Genomic DNA, 16,857 nt, shown 5'->3' with positions numbered 1-16,857 from the left:
TATCAACGCACAGAAGCGGTGGGGCTGGAGCGCACCACGTTTCGCGAATCGTCGTGGCCGCCGGTCGGTGCGCCGACCAACGTGAGCAGGGTGGCCTCTGGGCGGCAGCAGAACCGGAACGGCGCATACGGCGAGGTGCCGATGCCGGCCGAGACATGCAGCGCGGTGTCCGCACCCCAGCGCGACGCACCCTTGGCCCGGGTGCGGTCGATATCGCAGTTGGTGGCCAGAGCACCGTAGAACGGCAGGCACAGCTGCCCACCATGGGTGTGCCCGGCCATGATCAGCTGGTAGCCATCCGCGGCGAACCGGTCCAGCACCCGGGTATACGGCGCGTGCGTCACGCCGAGGCTGAGGTTCGCGATCGGATTGGGCGCCCCGGCGATGGTGTCGTAGCGGTCGCGCTCCAAATGGGCGTCGTCGACACCGGCGGCGGCGATCGTCAGACCCGCGACCTCGAACTCGCGGCGGTTGTGGGTCAGATCCAGCCAGCCCCGCTCGGTGAACGCCGCCCGAAGGTCCTGCCACGGCAACGGCTTACCCAGAATCCGATGGTCGGGGTCGGTGATGTACTTCGCCGGGTTCTTCAGCTTGGGGGCGAAGTAGTCGTTGCTGCCGAAGACGAACACCCCAGGGAACGAGAGCAGGTCGCCGATGGCCTGCACGACGGCCGGCACGGCCTTCGGATGCGACAGGTTGTCGCCGGTGTTGACCACCAGATCCGGCTCCCAGCGGGCCAGCTCACGGAGCCAGGCCTGCTTGTGCCGCTGGGTGGGGCGCATGTGGATATCGGACAGGTGCAGCACCCGCAACGGGGTCGAACCGGGGGTCAGCACCGGCATCGTCACCTCGCGCACGACGAACGCGTTGCGTTCGATCACCGTGGCATAACCGACCGCGAGCGCCGCTGAACCTGCGGCCACGAGGGCGGAGGTTTTCACTGCTGGAGGCACAGCCATACCCGTCAGAGTACTGCCAACGGCCAGCTCCGAAAGGGTCGAGGCGCTGTGAAGATCCCTACGTCAGAGACCCGTCAGGGTGGCGGCGGCGCCAAGAGCGGCACCGTGATCGGCGGTAGGCCCGGAATCTCGACCACGGTCACCGCAGGGGGTGGCGGCAGGCCGTCGAGACCTGGCGGCGCACCGGGAGGTGGCGGCGGCGGGGCCGGCGGGATGCCGTTGCTGGTCTGGATCGTCACGATGGAGCCCGGCACCGTCTGCCCGCCCGGCGACGTGCCCACCACGCTGCCGGCCGGTGCCGCGCTGTTGACCGGGGTGGGCTGATCGGCCACCTGGAAGCCGGCGCTCTTGAGCCGCTCGCGGGCGGTGTCCACGGTCAGACCGGCGACGCTGGGCACCTTGGAGCCCGGCGCCCCGTCCACATAACGCGGATCGGTCGGTGGCAGCGCCACGTCCCCGAAGCTCTGGGCGATCGGCAGCATCGCGGTGAACCAGGTCTTGGCCGGCTCGTTACCGCCATAGAGGTTGCCGTCGCCGCACTGGCGCAGCGGCCACGAGCACAGATCCGACGGGTTGGGGGAGTCGTCGTAGATGTAGTTGGCCGCCGCGTAGTGGTTGGTGTAACCAAGGAAGCCCGACGACCGGTGCGCCTCGGTGGTACCGGTCTTGCCGGACATCGGCAGGGTCCACCCGGCCGAACTGGCCGACCCGGCGGCGGTGCCGCTGACGTCGTCCTTGCTCAGAGCGTTGGACAAGGTGTTGGCCAGACCTTCGGGGACCACCTGGTCGCAGGTTTCGGTGGTCACCGCGACCTCGTTGCCGTGCCGGTCATAGAGCTTGTCGATCGGGTTGGGTGGGCACCACACCCCGCCGGAGGACAGGGTGGCCGCCACATTGGACAGCTCCAAGGCGTTGACCGCAATCGGGCCCAGCGTGAACGAGCCGAGGTTGTAGTGCTTGATGTAGTCGGCCAGGCTCTCGTTGCTCTCCGGGTCGTACGGCCGGGCGGTCCCGGGCTCGGCGTAGGACCGCAGGCCCAGCTTGACCGCCATGTCAACGGTGCGCTGCACGCCCACCTGGGAGATCAGCTTGGCGAACGCGGTGTTCGGCGAGGTCGCCAACGCGTCGGTCACGCTCATCGAGCCCCGGTAGTTGCCGGCGTTCTGCACACACCAGGTGTCCCGCGGGCAGTTCTTGGCGCCGCCGCTGCCCAGGCCCTTGGCCTCGAAGCGCACCGGAGAGTCCAGGGTGGCGTTGATACCCAGCCCCATGTCGAGCGCGGCCGCGGTGGTGAAGATCTTGAAGATCGACCCGGCGCCATCACCGACCAGGGAGAACGGTTGCGGCTGCATGGTCTCGCCGGCCGCGGTGTTCAGGCCGTAGGTGCGGTTGCTCACCATGGCCACCACCGGATGGGCCGTCTTACCCGGCAGCACCACACTCATCACGCTGGCGATGCCCTGGATGTCCGGGGCCGCCAACGAGTCGACGGCCTGCTTGGCCGAATTCTGAATGTCGGGATCCAGCGTGGTCTTGATCAGGTAGCCGCCCTTGGCCAGCTGCTCCTTGCTGATGCCGGCCCGAGCCAGGTACTCCTGCACGTAATCGCAGAAGAAGGCGCGATCGCCGGCGGCGATACAACCGCGGGGCAGTTCGTTGGGCTGCGCCAGGATGCCCAGCGGCTGTTCCTTGGCGGCCCGCAACTCGTCGGCCTTGTCCGGCAGGTTCTCGATCATGGTGTCGAGTACGAGGTTGCGCCGGGCCAGCGCACCGTCGGGATTGGTGTAGGGGTTCAGCGCGCTCGTCGACTGCACCAGGCCGGCCAGCAGCGCGGCCTGCTGCCAGTTCAGGTCGGAGGCGTCCACTCCGAAGTAGGTCTGAGCGGCGTCCTGGATACCGAAGGCACCGTTGCCGAACGACACCAGGTTGAGGTACCGGGTCAGGATCTCCGGTTTGGTGAAGGTCTTGTCCAGCGTGAGCGCCATCCGGATCTCGCGCAGCTTGCGCGCCGGGGTGGTCTCGATCGCGGCGCGCTTCTCGGCGTCCGTCTGGGCGATGACCAGCAGCTGGTAGTTCTTGACGTACTGCTGCTCGATGGTCGACCCGCCGCGGGTGTCCGCGTCGCCGGAGGCGTACCCGGCCAGGCCGGTCAGGGTGCCTTTCCAGTCGACACCGTTGTGTTCGGCAAATCTCTTGTCTTCGATCGAGACGATCGCCAGTTTCATCGTGTCGGCGATCTTGTCGCTGGGGACCTCGAAGCGGCGCTGCGAGTACAGCCAGGCGATGGTGTTGCCCTTGGCGTCGACCATCGTCGTCACCGCGGGCACCTCGCCCTCGACAAGTTGGGCTGATCCGTTGGCCACCACATCGGAGGCGCGGTTGGACACCAGGCCCAGTCCGCCGACCACCGGGAACAGGAGCGCCGCCAGTATCACGCTGGCCAATAGGCAGCACCAGGCCAGCTTGATGATCGTGGCGCCGGCCAGGGGGCGTTCCGACATGGGTACAGAGTACTGAGGACCTTCGGGGTCTTGCGGACCGTCCCTACGCGGGCAATGATGACCCCGGGGAATTTACGGGGGAGTTAGAAAATGGCAGCTCACGCCAAAATTTGAGCCGGACTGGACGATCGTCCCAAAAAAGCTGAGATCTAACTGTTGCGCAAACGATACCTGACCACCTAACTTAAACAGACAGTGCGATTCAGGTAACACTCAGGATCGCAATGTGGCGTAGATCGCATGCACGTTCTACACCTGAAGAGTGCGCCGCTCACGCAGCGGCCCGGAGGAAGGGGATCGCCGGTGTCAGCTACTCGGCCCGCTGCCCGCAGGACCAGCGCAGTTTCGGTACCCGGTTCCATCCACGGTGTCGACGGAGAATCCCGTATCGCGTGGGTGTCCAAGGCGCTGTGCCGATCCACTGATCCCGACGAGCTCTTCGTTCGCGGCGCCGCCCAGCGCAAGGCTGCCGTGATCTGCCGGCACTGCCCGGTGATGGCCGAATGCGGCGCCGACGCCCTGGACAACCGGGTGGAGTTCGGCGTATGGGGCGGTATGACCGAGCGTCAGCGCCGCGCCCTGCTCAAGCAGCATCCCGAGGTGGTGTCCTGGGCCGAGTTCTTCTCCTCCCAGCGCAAGCACCGCAGCGTCAGCTAACTCGTTATTGACGCGGGGCAACGCCCCAAGCAAATTTTCGTATCCGTCAGCTAGCGACGGTCATGTCGTTTCACCCGTGATCTGATCGGCGATCGCCTGCAGCGCATCGAGATCAGAGACATCGAACGGCAGCGACGGAACCCCGATCCACGGCACATGCGGATTCGCCCCGGTGAACCGGGACAGCAGCCTGATCTCCCGCTTGGCGGTCTGCGCCCGGTCGGCGTGAACCTCCAGCACCGCCGCCGCCAGCTGGTCGCCGTTGGATCCGGATTTCAGCTCCTCGGCGGCATCGACGGCCCGCTCCACCGTCAACGAGCACAACGTCGGATGGGTCCGGTTGAGGATCAGGCCCGCCAGGGGCATCGACTCCTCGGAGAGCCGGTCGACGAAGAACGACGCCTCACGCAGCGCATCGGGTTCGGCCGCCGACACCACCACGAACTGGGTGCCGCGCCGCTTGAGCAATTCGTAGGTCCGGTCCGCCTTCTCCCGGAAGCCGCCGAACGTCGAGTCCAGCGACTGCACGAATGCCGAAGCGTCGGAAAGCATCTGCGAACCGAGGATCGTCGACATCGCCTTCATCGCCAAACCGACCACGCCGGTGACCAGGCGGCCGATGCCCTTACCGGGAGCCAACAGCAACCGCCACAACCGGCCGTCCATGAAACTGCCCAGCCGTTTGGGAGCATCCAGGAAGTCCAGCGCATTACGCGAGGGTGGGGTGTCGACCACCACCAGATCCCAGCGGTCCTGGCCGAGTAGTTGGCCAAGCTTCTCCATGGCCATGTACTCCTGCGTGCCCGCCAGTGAGGTCGCCACGGTCTGATAGAACTGGTTATCCAAAATCGCTTGTGCGCGTTGCGGTCCCGAGTGTTCGATGACCATGTCGTCGAACGTGCGGCGCATGTCGAGCATCATCGCGTGCAGTTCGCCGGTCACCTCGGGAGCCAGCGGGACCCGCTGCGGTTCGTTACCCAGCTCCCGGATGCCGAGGGCCTGGGCCAGCCGCTTGGCCGGGTCGATGGTGAGAACCACCACCGTGCGGCCGTATTCGGCGGCGCGCACCGCCATTGCCGCCGCGGTGGTGGTCTTGCCGACGCCGCCCGCGCCGCAGCAGACGACGACGCGGTTGGACTTGTCGGTGAGGATCGACTTCATGTCGAGCGCTGCAGCTGCGCCACTCATCTACCTAACTCCTTGCTGCGCAAGCGTTTCCGCCAACTCGTACAGGCTCCCCAGATCCACGCCGTCGGCGATGGTGGGCAGCTCCAGCCGCGGAACCTTCAACCGGTCCAACTGTTCGGCACTTTCCGTGCGGGCCCGGATCCGGGTGGCATGCTCGATGGTCTCGGTGAGCAGCCCGGCGAAATCGGCGTCGTCCAGGGTGATACCGGCCTTGCCCAGCCCGGCACGCACTGCGTCGGCGTCGATGTCACCCTCGGCGGCCTTGGCCAGATCCGCAGGCGGCAGGAACGGCGGGATGTTCCGGTTGACGATCACGCTGCCGATCGGCAGTTCGAGCTCTTCGAGTTCCTCGATCGCCTCGATGGTCTCCTGGATCGGCAGCGCCTCCAGCAGGGTGACGAGGTGGATCGCGGTCTGCTCGGAATGCAGCAGTTTCACCACGCCTTCGGCCTGCGAATGCACCGGCCCGCCCTTGGCCAGATCCGAGACCGCCTTGGTGACGTCGAGGAACCGCGCGATCCGCCCGGTGGGGGGAGAGTCGACGACGATCGCGTCGTAGACCGGCTTCTTGTTGCGGTCCAGCCGGACCACCGATTCCTTGATCTTGCCGGTGAGTAGCACGTCACGCAGCCCCGGCGCGATGGTGGTGGCGAACTCGATGGCCCCGATCCGGCGCATCGCGCGGCCGGCGATGCCCAGGTTGTAGAACATGTCGAGGTATTCCAGGAACGCCGCCTCGATGTCGATCGCCAAGGCGTTGACGTGTCCGCCGCCATCGGCGGTGGCGATCTTGGACTCCTCGTAGGGCAGCGGCGGCACATCGAACAGCTGGGCAATGCCTTGCCGCCCTTCGACTTCCACGAGCAGCACCCGCCGGCCACCGGCCGCCAGCGTCAGCGCCAGGGCCGCGGCGACGGTGGTCTTGCCAGTACCGCCTTTGCCCGTCACGAAGTGCAGCCGTGCTTTGCTCAGGCGGGAGGGCCAGCCGACGGCAGCGCCGTCGCTCGAAGTGGTCGCCATCAGTGCATGCTAACCAAGGCCGTCCCGGGGCCCTCAGCGATTGCCGAGTTCAGCGATAGGCTTCGGCCATGAGCGAACCGACGACATGGGAATACGCCACGGTCCCCCTGCTGACCCACGCGACCAAACAGATCCTCGACCAGTGGGGCGCCGACGGCTGGGAATTGGTAGCCGTCCTGCCCGGCCCGACCGGCGAACAACACGTCGCCTACCTCAAGCGGCCGAAGTGACCCCTTCTCAGAGACTGGCCGAGCTGGGCCTGACCCTGCCCACCGTCGTCAAGCCGCTGGCGGCGTACGTCCCCGCCGTGCGTACCGGCAACCTGGTGTACACGGCAGGCCAGCTGCCCATGGAAGCCGGCCAGCTCACCGACACCGGCAAGGTCGGCGCCGAGGTGAGCCCTGAGCAGGCCAAGGTCGCTGCCCGGCTGTGCGCGCTCAACGCGTTGGCCGCCATCGACGCGCTGGTCGGCATCGACAACGTCGTCAAGGTCGTCAAGGTGGTCGGGTTCGTCGCCTCCGCGCCCGGCTTCGGCGGCCAGCCCGGCGTCATCAACGGGGCCTCGGAGTTCCTCGGCGAGGTGTTCGGCGAGGCCGGCGCCCACGCCCGCTCCGCTGTCGGCGTCTCCGAGCTTCCGCTCGACGCGCCCGTCGAGGTCGAGCTCATCGTCGAGGTGCAATGACCCATCCGGCGTACGGGGTGCTGAGGCCCGTCACCGACGTCGCCTCGGTGCTGCTGTGCAACAACCCGGGCATCATGACGCTCGACGGCACCAACACCTGGGTGGTGCGCGGTCCGGGTAGCGACGAGATGGTCGTCGTCGATCCCGGGCCCGACGATGACGAGCACATCGCCCGGCTCGCCGGCCTCGGCACCATTTCGCTGGTCCTCATCAGCCACAAGCACGACGACCATACTGGCGGGATCGACAAGATCCGCGACGCCACCGGGGCCACCGTGCGGTCCGTCGGCAGCGGCTTCCTGCGTGGGTTGGGCGGACCGCTGACCGACGGTGAGGTGATTGACGCCGCCGGGGTGCGGATCACCGTGATGGCCACTCCCGGGCATACCGCCGACTCGCTGTCCTTCATCCTCGAGGACGGCCGGGGCGAGCGCAGCGACGGGAGAAGGGCGGTGCTGACCGGCGACACGGTGCTGGGCCGCGGCACCACGGTCATCGACGACGAGGACGGCAGCCTCGCCGACTATCTGGAGTCCTTGCGCCGGCTTCAGGCGCTGGGCAGGCTGCGGGTGCTACCGGGGCACGGCCCCGAACTCGATGACATCGCCGCCGTCACCACCATGTACCTGGCTCACCGCGAGGAGCGCCTGGACCAGGTCCGGGCGGCGTTACGCACCCTCGGTGCGGACGCGACGGCACGTGAAGTCGTCGAACACGTCTATACCGATGTCGACGAGAAGCTGTGGGACGCCGCGGAGAAATCCGTGCGGGCCCAGCTGGACTACCTCAGGACGTGATTTCGGCGCGGTTGCCGTCGAGTAGGGACGAGAACCGCGCCGAAATCGTTAGCGGGCGCGCCTCGCGAGGCGCTCGCTGTCGCTGATCAGCACGCTCTTGCCTTCGAGGCGGATCCACCCGCGGTGGGCGAAGTCGGCCAGGGCCTTGTTCACCGTCTCGCGCGAGGCGCCGACAAGCTGGGCGATCTCTTCCTGAGTCAGGTCATGGGTGACACGCAGCGCGCCGCCCTCCTGGGTGCCGAAGCGCTGAGCGAGCTGAAGCAGCTGCTTGGCCACCCGGCCCGGCACGTCGGTGAAGATCAGGTCGGCCAGGTTGTTGTTGGTGCGCCGCAGGCGGCGGGCCAAAACGCGAAGTAGCTGCTCAGCGATCTCGGGCCGATCGGCGATCCACGCGCGCAGCGCGTCGCGGTCCATCGACACGGCGCGCACCTCGGTGATCGTGGTGGCGCTCGACGTGCGGGGACCCGGGTCGAAGATCGACAACTCGCCGAACATGTCCGACGGGCCCATGATCGTCAGCAGGTTCTCCCGACCGTCCGGGGAACGCCGGCCGATCTTCACCTTGCCGGAGATGATGATGTACAGCCGGTCGCCGGGCTCGCCTTCGGCGAACACGGTATGCCCCCGCGGGAAGTCCACCGGCTGCAGTTGCTTGGTCAGCGCGGAAACTGCGCTGGGTTCAACCCCCTGGAAGATTCCGGCCCTCGCCAGGATCTCGTCCACGTTGCCCCTCTTAGGTCATTGATTGTCAGTCATGCTCAGGCCAGCTCTATGTCGACGTCAGTCTAGAGGTAGCACACCTGGCAACGTGCCAACGCTACACACGATTGGCGTATTGAGTCCGGTGAAACTGCGGATTCGGCCTCGCGTGCGCGTAGGAGCGCGTCGGCAAACCCGGCTCGTCGGCATTCAACAGATGGTGAACATCGACGGGGCGGGGCTCCTCGGGCGCCGGACGCGGCGGCGCCTGCCTGCGCGCCTCCTCGGCCTGCTTGAGGTACTCGGCGACCTCGTCGGCGGCTGCCCGATCGGTTTCCAGGCTGCTTTCCAGGCGCTGCAACCCGAAGGTTGAGAGCATCATCAGCCCGGGGACACACACCGCGAGCAACCAGGTCACCCGGCAAAGTAAACACGGGCAAGGTCTCGGCCAGATCACGAATTGTCACCGGTCTGCCCGCAGCTCGGTCACTATTCGTCGGAGCTCGTCAGTACCCTTGGCAGCGTGCCCGCGGCCGCCAAGAAACCGGACTCGAAGAAGTGGGATTCCGAGACCCACCTGGGACTGGTGCGCCGCGCCCGCCGGATGAACCGGACGCTGGCCGTCGCCTTCCCGCACGTTTACTGCGAGCTGGACTTCAACAATCCACTCGAGCTGGCCGTCGCCACCATCCTGTCGGCGCAGTCCACCGACAAGCGGGTCAACCTGACCACCCCGGCGCTGTTCAAGCGGTACCGCACCGCGCTGGACTACGCCCAGGCCGACCGCACCGAACTCGAGGAGCTGATCCGGCCCACTGGGTTCTATCGCAACAAGACCACCTCCCTGATCCGGCTGGGCCAGGAGCTCGTCGAGCGGTTTGACGGGCAGGTGCCGGACACCCTGGATGAGCTGGTCACGCTGCCCGGAGTCGGCCGCAAGACGGCCAACGTGATCCTCGGCAACGCCTTTGACATCCCCGGCATCACCGTCGACACCCACTTCGGCCGTCTGGTCCGGCGCTGGCGCTGGACGGCCGAAGAGGATCCGGTCAAGGTCGAGTTCGCCATCGGCGAGTTGATCGAGCGCAGCGAGTGGACGCTGCTCAGCCACCGGGTCATCTTCCATGGCCGCCGGGTCTGCCACGCCCGCAAGCCGGCCTGCGGGGTGTGCGTCCTGGCCAAGGACTGCCCCTCCTTCGGCGTCGGCCCGACCGAGCCGCTGGTGGCAGCCGCGCTGGTCAAAGGCCCCGAGACCGAGCATCTGCTCGCCCTGGCCGGGCTGTGAGCGTCCGGCTCGCCGCCCGCCGATGACCAGATCGACAATCTGGACGCTGGTGGTGCTGGCTGTGGTGGCTGCACTTGTCGCCGCGTTCGTGGTCGAACTCGACGACGACCCAGCTGCCGGCGGCGGACCCCCCAGCGCACAGGCCGCCCGCGCCCACCGCGACGCCGACACCCCGGCGGCGCTGGCCGGTCCACGGCAGCAGGCCGACCTGCCGCCCTGCCCGTCCAGCCCGGACAACCCCGGTCCGGCCAGGCTGCGCGGCATCGTCGTCGAGTGCGCGGGCGACGGCGTCGCCGTCGACGTCGCCCGCGCGGTGGCCGGGCAGCCGACCGTGCTGAACCTGTGGGCCTACTGGTGTGGGCCGTGCGCGGAAGAATTGCCCGCGATGGCCGAATACCAACGCCGGGCTGGGCCGGACGTCCGGGTGATCACCGTGCACCAGGACGAGAACGAGACGGCAGCCCTGCTGCGTCTGGCCGATCTGAAGGTGCGGCTGCCTACCCTGCAGGACGGTCAGCGGCGGGTGGCCGCCGCCCTGGGGGTGCCCAATGTGATGCCCGCGACGGTGGTGTTGCGGGCGGACGGTAGCGTTGCCGCAATCTTGCCGCGGGCATTCACCACTGCCGATGACATTGCCGCCGCGGTGAAGAATGCACTCCAATGACCGCGAGCGAGGGAGCACGGGTGACGGGTGGGATACCGCTCAACCCCGACGTGCGGCCGCCGTGGCTGGCCCCGCTGGTGGAGAACGTCGACCGCGTCCCGCACGCCTATCGCCGCAAGGTGCCCCCGGAGCTGCTGGCCGCGGTGAGCAGCACGGGCAACGCCGGCCGGCCGTCTCGCGATGCCGCGGTGCTGGTGCTGTTCTCCGGGCCGCCCTCCGAGCACCCGCTCGGGGCGGTGCCCGACGACGCTGACCTGCTGCTGACGGTGCGGGCCAGCACACTGCGACACCACGCCGGTCAAGCGGCCTTTCCCGGCGGGGCGGCAGATCCCGGTGACGCCGGACCGGTGGCGACTGCCCTGCGGGAGGCCCAGGAGGAGACGGGCCTGGATCCCAACCGACTGAGTCCGCTGGCCACCCTGGAACGAATGTTCATCCCGCCCTCGGGCTTTCACGTCGTACCGGTGCTCGCCTACTCGCCTGACCCCGGGCCGGTCGCGGTGGTCGACGCAGCCGAGACGGCGATCGTCGCCCGGGTTCCGCTGCGCGCGTTCGTCAATCCTGACAATCGGCTGATGGTGTACCGCACCGATGCGGGGGCGCGTTTCGCCGGACCGGCGTTTTTGCTCAACGAGATGTTGGTGTGGGGGTTCACCGGTCACGTAATCTCGGCGATGCTCGATGTGGCCGGCTGGTCACAACCGTGGGACACCGAAGACATCCGAGATCTGGACGAGGCGATGGCACTCGTCGGCGACAACAGTAAGGGGCCGCTGTGACGAGTTCGCAATGGCTGGACCTCGCCGTCCTGGTGGTGGCGTTCGTCGCCGCGATATCCGGCTGGCGCTCCGGTGCGTTGGGCTCGTTGATGTCGTTCGTCGGCGTGGTGCTCGGTGCCATCGCCGGCGTGATGCTGGCTCCGCACATCGTCAGCCACATCCAGTCCCCGCGGGCCAAGCTGTTCGCCGCGCTGTTCCTGATCCTGGCGCTGGTGGTCGTCGGCGAGGTCGCCGGTGTGGTGCTCGGGCGGGCGGTGCGCGGCGCGATCCGCAACCGCGGGGTGCGTACGGTCGACTCGATCATCGGCGTGGCGCTGCAGCTGGTAGTGGTGCTGGTCGCCGCCTGGCTGCTGGCCAGCCCGCTGACGTCTTCGGATCAACCCAATCTTGCCGCCGCCGTACGTGGCTCCAAAGTGCTTGCGCAGGTGGACAAATACGCTCCGGAGTGGCTGAAGTCCGTGCCCAAGCGGATGTCGACCCTGCTCAGTACGTCCGGGTTGCCGGATGTCCTGCAGCCGTTCGGGCGCACCCCTATCCAGGCCGTCGAAGCGCCTGACGCCTCGCTGGCCGACAGTCTGGTGGTGGCAACGGCGCGGCCCAGCGTCGTCAAGATCCGCGGTGTGGCACCCGGCTGCCAGAAGGTGCTGGAGGGAACAGGTTTCGTCATCGCCCCCAACCGGGTGATGTCCAATGCGCACGTGGTTGCCGGGTCGGACAGCGTCACCGTCGAGGCCGAAGGGCAGACCTACGACGCCACCGTCGTCTCCTACGACCCCAACGCCGACATCTCGATACTGGACGTGCCGAACCTGCCGCAGCGTCCGCTGGTGTTCGCCGACCAGCCCGCCAAGTCGGGCACCGACGCGGTGGTGCTGGGCTACCCCGGCGGCGGCGATTTCGCCGCCACCCCGGCCCGCATCCGCGAAACAATCGAACTGTCGGGTCCGGACATCTACCGCACCACGACCGTCAACCGCGAGGTCTACACCATCAGAGGCACTGTCCGGCAAGGTAATTCCGGTGGGCCGATGATCAACCGGGCGGGTCAGGTGCTCGGTGTGGTGTTCGGCGCCGCCGTCGACGACAACGACACCGGTTTCGTGCTGACCGCCAACGAGGTCTCGCGTCAGCTGGCCAAGATCGGCAACACCCAGAAGGTGCCCACCGGGGCTTGCGTCACCTAGCCGAGCCGTACACCTGGTCGAGGAACCGCCGCAGGTGGTGATTGACCTCGTCGGGGGCTTCCTCGTGGGCATAATGCCCCACCCCGGCCAGTGCCACGAAGCGTCCGCGGGGGGCATAGCGCTGGGTGCGGTCTACCGGGTCGGCGAGCACGTACGGGTCGGCATCGCCGCGCAGGTGCAGTACCGGCACGTCGAGTTGGCGGTTCATCAGCTTCATGAAGCGCCACCCCTCGGACCGCAGCTGGCTGCGTACCGCCCACCGTTGATACTCCAGCGCGCAGTGTGCTGCCGACGGAATCCGGATGGCGCGGCGCATGTGTGCGATGGTCTCGGAAAAGTCCTCGGAGGCAAGCCATTTGCCAGCGGAGCGGCTTCGGACCAGATGCTCGAGCTGGTCGGCGTTGTGAGCGGTCAAGGCCCGCTCCGGCAGCACCGGCAGCTGGTAGCGCAGCAGGGACGGCAGCAGCGCGCGACCCTGGTCCCGCCGGGTCAGCACCGATGCCCGCAGAGCCGCTGGATGCGGTGAACTCACCAGGGCGATGCCGCGCACCAGCCGGGAGTGCAGTACCGAGGTCGCCCAGCAGACCAGTCCGCCGTCGGCGTGCCCGACCAGCGTGGCCGAGCTGTGTCCCAGGGCGCGGACCAGGCCAGCGGTGTCACCAGCCAGCGTCCACCCGTCGTAGCCGCGGGGCGGCTTGTCGCTGCCGCCGTAGCCGCGCAGATCCACCGCGACGACCCGGACGCCCGGCAGGCCCTGCAGCTGATGGCGCCACGACCACCAGAACGATCCGAAGCCGTGCAGCAGGATCACCAGCGGCCGGGCGGTAGCCGGTGCGCTGTCCTCGGAGAGTGCCTCCACGCAGTGGAACCGGATCCCGTTGGCATGGACGTCGAGGTGACGCCACGGCCCCGCAATGCGGGTGACCGAGGGATCCGGCTGTGCCATTACCAGCCCGAGGGGTCGGTGGGCGCGGGGCTGGCGCTGCCGTTGGCCGGAGCGACTGCCGTGCCGGGCGCACGATCGTGGCCCGGAGTCAGGGCGTCGCGGGTTTCCTTGACCGATTCGATGGTCTGCTGCGGTCCGCGGATGCGGCGCACCTTGAGATAACCGAGCAGGGCGAACACCGCGGTGGTGACGACCATGAGCAGGAACACGATCAGGAAGGCGACCCAGCGCCACAGCCAGGTGTCGAGCAGTTCGGCGAGGAAGAAGAAGAAAAAGAAGGTCGAGTAGAACAGCACCACCAGCGCGAGGATGAAGAAGACGCTGCCGGTCAGGCCCTTTTTGACGTCGCGGGTGATCTCCGCCTTGGCGAGTTCGACCTCGGCCCGCACCAGGGTGGAGACCTGGGTGGTGGCGTCCTTGACCAGGTCGCCGAGGGAGGGGTTGGCCGGTATGGCGTTCGGGTCCACCAGCGGGATCGAGGTCACGGTGGTCGGCACCCCGTTCGTGCGATCGCCATTGCTCACGGTCGTCCTCCAACTCTCGTTGTCGTCGCGGTTCATGTTGCCATGTCCGGTGCGCGGCCGGATACCCGCCGAGCTGTTACGCAAGTTACTGGTGTGAAACAGGTAGACTCCCTTGTCAGGGTGGGTTCGGACGGAGGTTTGCCTACAGTGACGACCGCGCGAATGCGGGTGATGGCAGGGGCCGCGGCCCTGGCTGTCGGCGCACTGTTTGTCAGCCCCGTCTGCGCGGCCGGCGCCGACAACAAAGTCCCGATGGGTGGCGGTGCGGGCATCGTCATCAACGGCGACACGTATTGCACGCTGACCTCGATCGGCACCGACAAGACCGGTGCGTTGATCGGCTTCACCTCCGCGCACTGCGGTGGCCCGGGCGCCCAGGTGGCCTCCGAAGCAAACCAGGACAGCGGCGTCATCGGAACAATGGTCGCCGGCAACGACGGCCTGGACTACGCGGTGATCCGGTTCGACCCGGCCAAGGTGGCACCGGTGGCCAACTACAACGGCTTCCTCATCGACGGCCTCGGCCCCGACCCGGAGTTCGGTGCGGTTGCCTGCAAGCTCGGCCGCACCACCGGCTACTCCTGCGGTGTCACGTGGGGACCCGGCCAGGAGCCCGGCACGATCCTCAACCAGGTGTGCGGTCAACCCGGTGACTCCGGTGCTCCCGTGACGGTGAACAACAAGCTCGTCGGCATGATCCACGGCGCCTTCAGCGACGCGTTGCCGACGTGCATCATCAAATACATCCCGCTGCACACGCCCGCGGTCACGATGTCGATGAGCTCGATCCTCGGCGATATCGCCGCCAAGGACCGCCCGGGCAGCGGCTTCGTGCCGACGCCCAACATGGCGCCGGCACCCGCAGCCTGACTCCCGGCTAGTTGGCCTTGCTGGCCCGGATCGCCTCGAAGACCGTTGCATCCACCAGCGTCGAGGTGTCGCCGAGTTCGCGGCCCTCAGCGACGTCACGCAGCAACCGCCGCATGATCTTGCCGCTTCGGGTCTTGGGAAGCTCTGGCACGACGTGGATTTCGCGCGGCTTGGCGATCGGGGAGATCTCCCGGGACACTTCGGCCCGCAGTTCGTCCACCATCTGCTCGGTCGGCGTCTCGGCATGGTGCGCCTTGAGGATCACGAACGCACAGATCGCCTGGCCGGTGGTGTCGTCGCTGGCACCCACGACGGCAGCCTCGGCGACACCGGAGTGGCCGACCAGAGCCGATTCCACCTCGGCCGTCGAAATGCGGTGTCCCGAAACGTTCATCACGTCGTCGATGCGGCCGAGCACCCAGACCTCACCGTCGCTGCCGTACCGGGCGCCGTCACCGGCGAAGTACCAGCCCCGCTCGGCGAATCGCGACCAGTAGGTCTCCTTGAAACGTTCCGGGTCGCCCCAGATACCGCGCAGCATCGATGGCCACGGCTTGTCGAGCACCAGATATCCGGTGACATGCTCACCGTGATCGGCGCTGGGCGTCAACTCATTTCCGTCGTCATCGACGATCTTGGCCGAGATGCCCGGCAGCGGGCGCATCGCCGAACCCGGCTTGCAGTTCGTCACGCCGGGCAGCGGCGAGATCATCGCGGCCCCGGTCTCGGTCTGCCACCAGGTGTCCACGATCGGGGTGGCGTCGGCGCCGAACACCAGCCGGTACCAGCGCCAGGCTTCCGGATTGATCGGCTCGCCGACCGAGCCCAGCAGCCGCAGGCTGGACAGGTCGTGCTGGAACGCCAGCTCGCGGCCCCACTTCATGAAGGTGCGGATCAGCGTCGGCGCGGTGTAATAGATTGTCACACCGTACTTTTCGATCACCTGGAAGTGGCGGTGCTCGTCGGGGGAGGCGGGAGTGCCTTCGTAGACCACCTGGGTGGCCCCGTTGGACAGCGGTCCGTAGACGATGTAGGTGTGACCGGTCACCCAGCCGATGTCGGCCGTGCACCAGTAGACGTCGCTGTCCGGCTTGATGTCGAACACGTTGTAGTGGGTGTAGGACGCCTGGGTCAGGTAGCCGCCGGAGGTGTGGATGATGCCCTTGGGCTTGCCGGTGGTGCCCGAGGTGTACAGCAGGAACAACGGTTGCTCGGAGTCGAAGGCCTCCGGAGTGTGCTCCGGCGAGGCGCTGTCGACCGTCTCGTGCCACCACAGGTCCCGGCCCTGGGTCCATTCGACGTCAATTCCGGTGCGCCGCACCACCAGAACGTGTTCGACCGAAGGCTGGTCGGAGACCGCGTCATCGACGGCGTCCTTCAGTGACACCGCAGCGCCGCGCCGGTACTGGCCGTCGGTGGTGATCACCAGCTTGGCTTCGGCATCCTCGATGCGGGCGCGCAGGGCCGAGGCCGAGAATCCGGCGAAGACCACGCTGTGCATCAGACCCAGACGCGCGCAGGCCAGCATCGCCACGATCGCCTCGGGCACCATCGGCATGTAGATGGCCACCCGGTCGCCTGCCACCAGGCCTAGATCGGTGAGCGTGTTGGCGGCCTTGCTGACCTCGTCCTTGAGCTGTGCGTAGGTGATGGACCTCGCATCACCGACCGGCTCGCCCTCCCAATGGATGGCGACCCGGTCGCCGTTACCGGCCTCGACGTGCCGGTCCACGCAGTTGTAGGCGACGTTCAGCTTGCCGCCGACGAACCATTTCGCGAACGGCGCGTCCGACCAGTCGAGCACCTCGCCGAACGGCGTCGCCCAGGACAGCCGGTTGGCCTGCTTGGCCCAGAAGGCCAGCCGGTCGGCTTCGGCCTCGTCATAGAGGGCGGCCGTGGCATTGGCGTTGTCGGAGAACTCCGCAGCCGGCGGGTAGTAAGACGGAACTTCGGTGTGCGCCTCGGTCATGGTTGTGAGCGTAGTCACTTGAGGTTGCATCGGCGTTGGGGAGTCACATTCGTCGGCGGGCGGTCCGTGTCACGCGCCGAACGGTCGAATCACGACCCACCGTACTGCCGCCTCCGGCGCGCCGATAGCGTGG

General features: G+C 67.5%; 18 protein-coding genes. 9 read left to right on the top strand and 9 right to left on the bottom strand.

The window, feature by feature from the left end; all coding sequences use genetic code 11:
• Nucleotides 1-2: 2 nt before the first annotated feature.
• Both G6N35_RS17070 and ponA2 read right to left on the bottom strand, forming a co-directional pair.
• Nucleotides 3-959 (bottom strand): metallophosphoesterase, encoded by a 957-nt coding sequence (locus tag G6N35_RS17070; RefSeq protein WP_163805321.1) that lies wholly within the window; start codon nucleotides 957-959, stop codon nucleotides 3-5.
• Nucleotides 960-1,033: 74 nt separating this feature from the next.
• Nucleotides 1,034-3,460, bottom strand: a complete 2,427-nt coding sequence (gene ponA2 / locus G6N35_RS17065) for a transglycosylase/D,D-transpeptidase PonA2 (RefSeq protein ID WP_163805320.1) — start codon at nucleotides 3,458-3,460, stop codon at nucleotides 1,034-1,036.
• A 303-nt stretch (nucleotides 3,461-3,763) separates the two neighbouring features.
• Between ponA2 and G6N35_RS17060 the strand changes: the two genes are divergently transcribed.
• Nucleotides 3,764-4,117, top strand: a complete 354-nt coding sequence (locus tag G6N35_RS17060; RefSeq protein ID WP_163805319.1) for a WhiB family transcriptional regulator — start codon at nucleotides 3,764-3,766, stop codon at nucleotides 4,115-4,117.
• A gap of 60 nt (nucleotides 4,118-4,177) precedes the next feature.
• Here the strand turns inward: G6N35_RS17060 and G6N35_RS17055 are convergent, their stop codons facing one another.
• Together G6N35_RS17055 and G6N35_RS17050 are read right to left on the bottom strand one after the other, a co-directional pair.
• On the bottom strand, nucleotides 4,178-5,305 hold the full coding sequence (locus G6N35_RS17055; protein ID WP_163805318.1) for an ATPase BagB: 1,128 nt from the start codon (nucleotides 5,303-5,305) through the stop codon (nucleotides 4,178-4,180).
• The gene (locus G6N35_RS17050; protein ID WP_179967478.1) at nucleotides 5,306-6,328 is read right to left on the bottom strand and encodes an ATPase BagA; all 1,023 of its coding nucleotides are present in this window, start codon (nucleotides 6,326-6,328) and stop codon (nucleotides 5,306-5,308) included. It abuts the gene before it with no gap.
• 65 nt (nucleotides 6,329-6,393) lie between these two features.
• Here G6N35_RS17050 and G6N35_RS17045 point away from each other — a divergent pair, with 65 nt between their 5' ends.
• Genes G6N35_RS17045 through G6N35_RS17035 form a run of 3 tightly spaced genes read left to right on the top strand, consistent with a single transcriptional unit; the run spans nucleotide 6,394 to nucleotide 7,804 of the window.
• On the top strand, nucleotides 6,394-6,555 hold the full coding sequence (locus G6N35_RS17045) for a Sp36 family protein (protein ID WP_163805316.1): 162 nt from the start codon (nucleotides 6,394-6,396) through the stop codon (nucleotides 6,553-6,555).
• Nucleotides 6,552-7,007, top strand: a complete 456-nt coding sequence (locus G6N35_RS17040; protein WP_163805315.1) for a RidA family protein — start codon at nucleotides 6,552-6,554, stop codon at nucleotides 7,005-7,007. Before G6N35_RS17045 ends, G6N35_RS17040 begins: the two co-directional genes overlap by 4 nt.
• Nucleotides 7,004-7,804, top strand: a complete 801-nt coding sequence (locus tag G6N35_RS17035) for an MBL fold metallo-hydrolase (protein ID WP_163805314.1) — start codon at nucleotides 7,004-7,006, stop codon at nucleotides 7,802-7,804. The genes G6N35_RS17040 and G6N35_RS17035 overlap by 4 nt, the downstream gene beginning before the upstream one ends.
• 48 nt (nucleotides 7,805-7,852) lie before the next feature.
• On the opposite strand, the gene crp is transcribed toward G6N35_RS17035, so the two are convergent.
• Complete coding sequence (crp, locus tag G6N35_RS17030) at nucleotides 7,853-8,527, bottom strand: cAMP-activated global transcriptional regulator CRP (RefSeq protein ID WP_005138643.1); 675 nt, start codon at nucleotides 8,525-8,527, stop codon at nucleotides 7,853-7,855.
• Between the two features lie 94 nt (nucleotides 8,528-8,621).
• Nucleotides 8,622-8,921 carry a hypothetical protein gene (locus tag G6N35_RS17025; protein WP_163805313.1) on the bottom strand — a complete coding sequence of 100 codons (300 nt, stop codon included), beginning with the start codon at nucleotides 8,919-8,921 and terminating at the stop codon, nucleotides 8,622-8,624.
• Nucleotides 8,922-9,026: 105 nt separating this feature from the next.
• Between G6N35_RS17025 and nth the strand changes: the two genes are divergently transcribed.
• The 4 genes from nth to marP are packed head-to-tail and all read left to right on the top strand — an operon-like array spanning nucleotide 9,027 to nucleotide 12,415.
• A complete protein-coding gene (nth, locus tag G6N35_RS17020; RefSeq protein WP_163805312.1) occupies nucleotides 9,027-9,788 on the top strand; it encodes an endonuclease III in 762 nt (253 codons plus the stop codon).
• A 22-nt stretch (nucleotides 9,789-9,810) separates the two neighbouring features.
• Complete coding sequence (locus tag G6N35_RS17015; RefSeq protein WP_163805311.1) at nucleotides 9,811-10,452, top strand: TlpA family protein disulfide reductase; 642 nt, start codon at nucleotides 9,811-9,813, stop codon at nucleotides 10,450-10,452.
• Complete coding sequence (locus tag G6N35_RS17010) at nucleotides 10,449-11,231, top strand: NUDIX hydrolase (protein WP_163805310.1); 783 nt, start codon at nucleotides 10,449-10,451, stop codon at nucleotides 11,229-11,231. Before G6N35_RS17015 ends, G6N35_RS17010 begins: the two co-directional genes overlap by 4 nt.
• Nucleotides 11,228-12,415: an acid resistance serine protease MarP gene (gene marP / locus G6N35_RS17005; protein WP_163805309.1), complete on the top strand. Its 1,188-nt coding sequence runs from the start codon at nucleotides 11,228-11,230 to the stop codon at nucleotides 12,413-12,415. Before G6N35_RS17010 ends, marP begins: the two co-directional genes overlap by 4 nt.
• On the opposite strand, the gene G6N35_RS17000 is transcribed toward marP, so the two are convergent.
• Together G6N35_RS17000 and G6N35_RS16995 are read right to left on the bottom strand one after the other, a co-directional pair.
• Complete coding sequence (locus tag G6N35_RS17000; protein ID WP_163805308.1) at nucleotides 12,408-13,361, bottom strand: alpha/beta fold hydrolase; 954 nt, start codon at nucleotides 13,359-13,361, stop codon at nucleotides 12,408-12,410. The two genes, marP and G6N35_RS17000, sit on opposite strands and share 8 nt — an antisense overlap.
• The gene (locus G6N35_RS16995) at nucleotides 13,361-13,885 is read right to left on the bottom strand and encodes a phage holin family protein (RefSeq protein WP_163805307.1); all 525 of its coding nucleotides are present in this window, start codon (nucleotides 13,883-13,885) and stop codon (nucleotides 13,361-13,363) included. The genes G6N35_RS17000 and G6N35_RS16995 overlap by 1 nt, the downstream gene beginning before the upstream one ends.
• Nucleotides 13,886-14,056: 171 nt before the next feature.
• Between G6N35_RS16995 and G6N35_RS16990 the strand changes: the two genes are divergently transcribed.
• A complete protein-coding gene (locus G6N35_RS16990) occupies nucleotides 14,057-14,755 on the top strand; it encodes a S1 family peptidase (protein WP_163807740.1) in 699 nt (232 codons plus the stop codon).
• A 7-nt stretch (nucleotides 14,756-14,762) separates the two neighbouring features.
• Here the strand turns inward: G6N35_RS16990 and acs are convergent, their stop codons facing one another.
• Nucleotides 14,763-16,754, bottom strand: coding sequence for an acetate--CoA ligase (gene acs / locus G6N35_RS16985; protein WP_163805306.1), 1,992 nt, complete (start codon nucleotides 16,752-16,754; stop codon nucleotides 14,763-14,765).
• Nucleotides 16,755-16,857: the final 103 nt, after the last annotated feature.

It is taken from the genome of Mycolicibacterium anyangense, assembly GCF_010731855.1.
Classification (GTDB): Bacteria; Actinomycetota; Actinomycetes; order Mycobacteriales; family Mycobacteriaceae; genus Mycobacterium; species Mycobacterium anyangense.
This window is presented reverse-complemented; position numbering and strand designations above follow the sequence as displayed.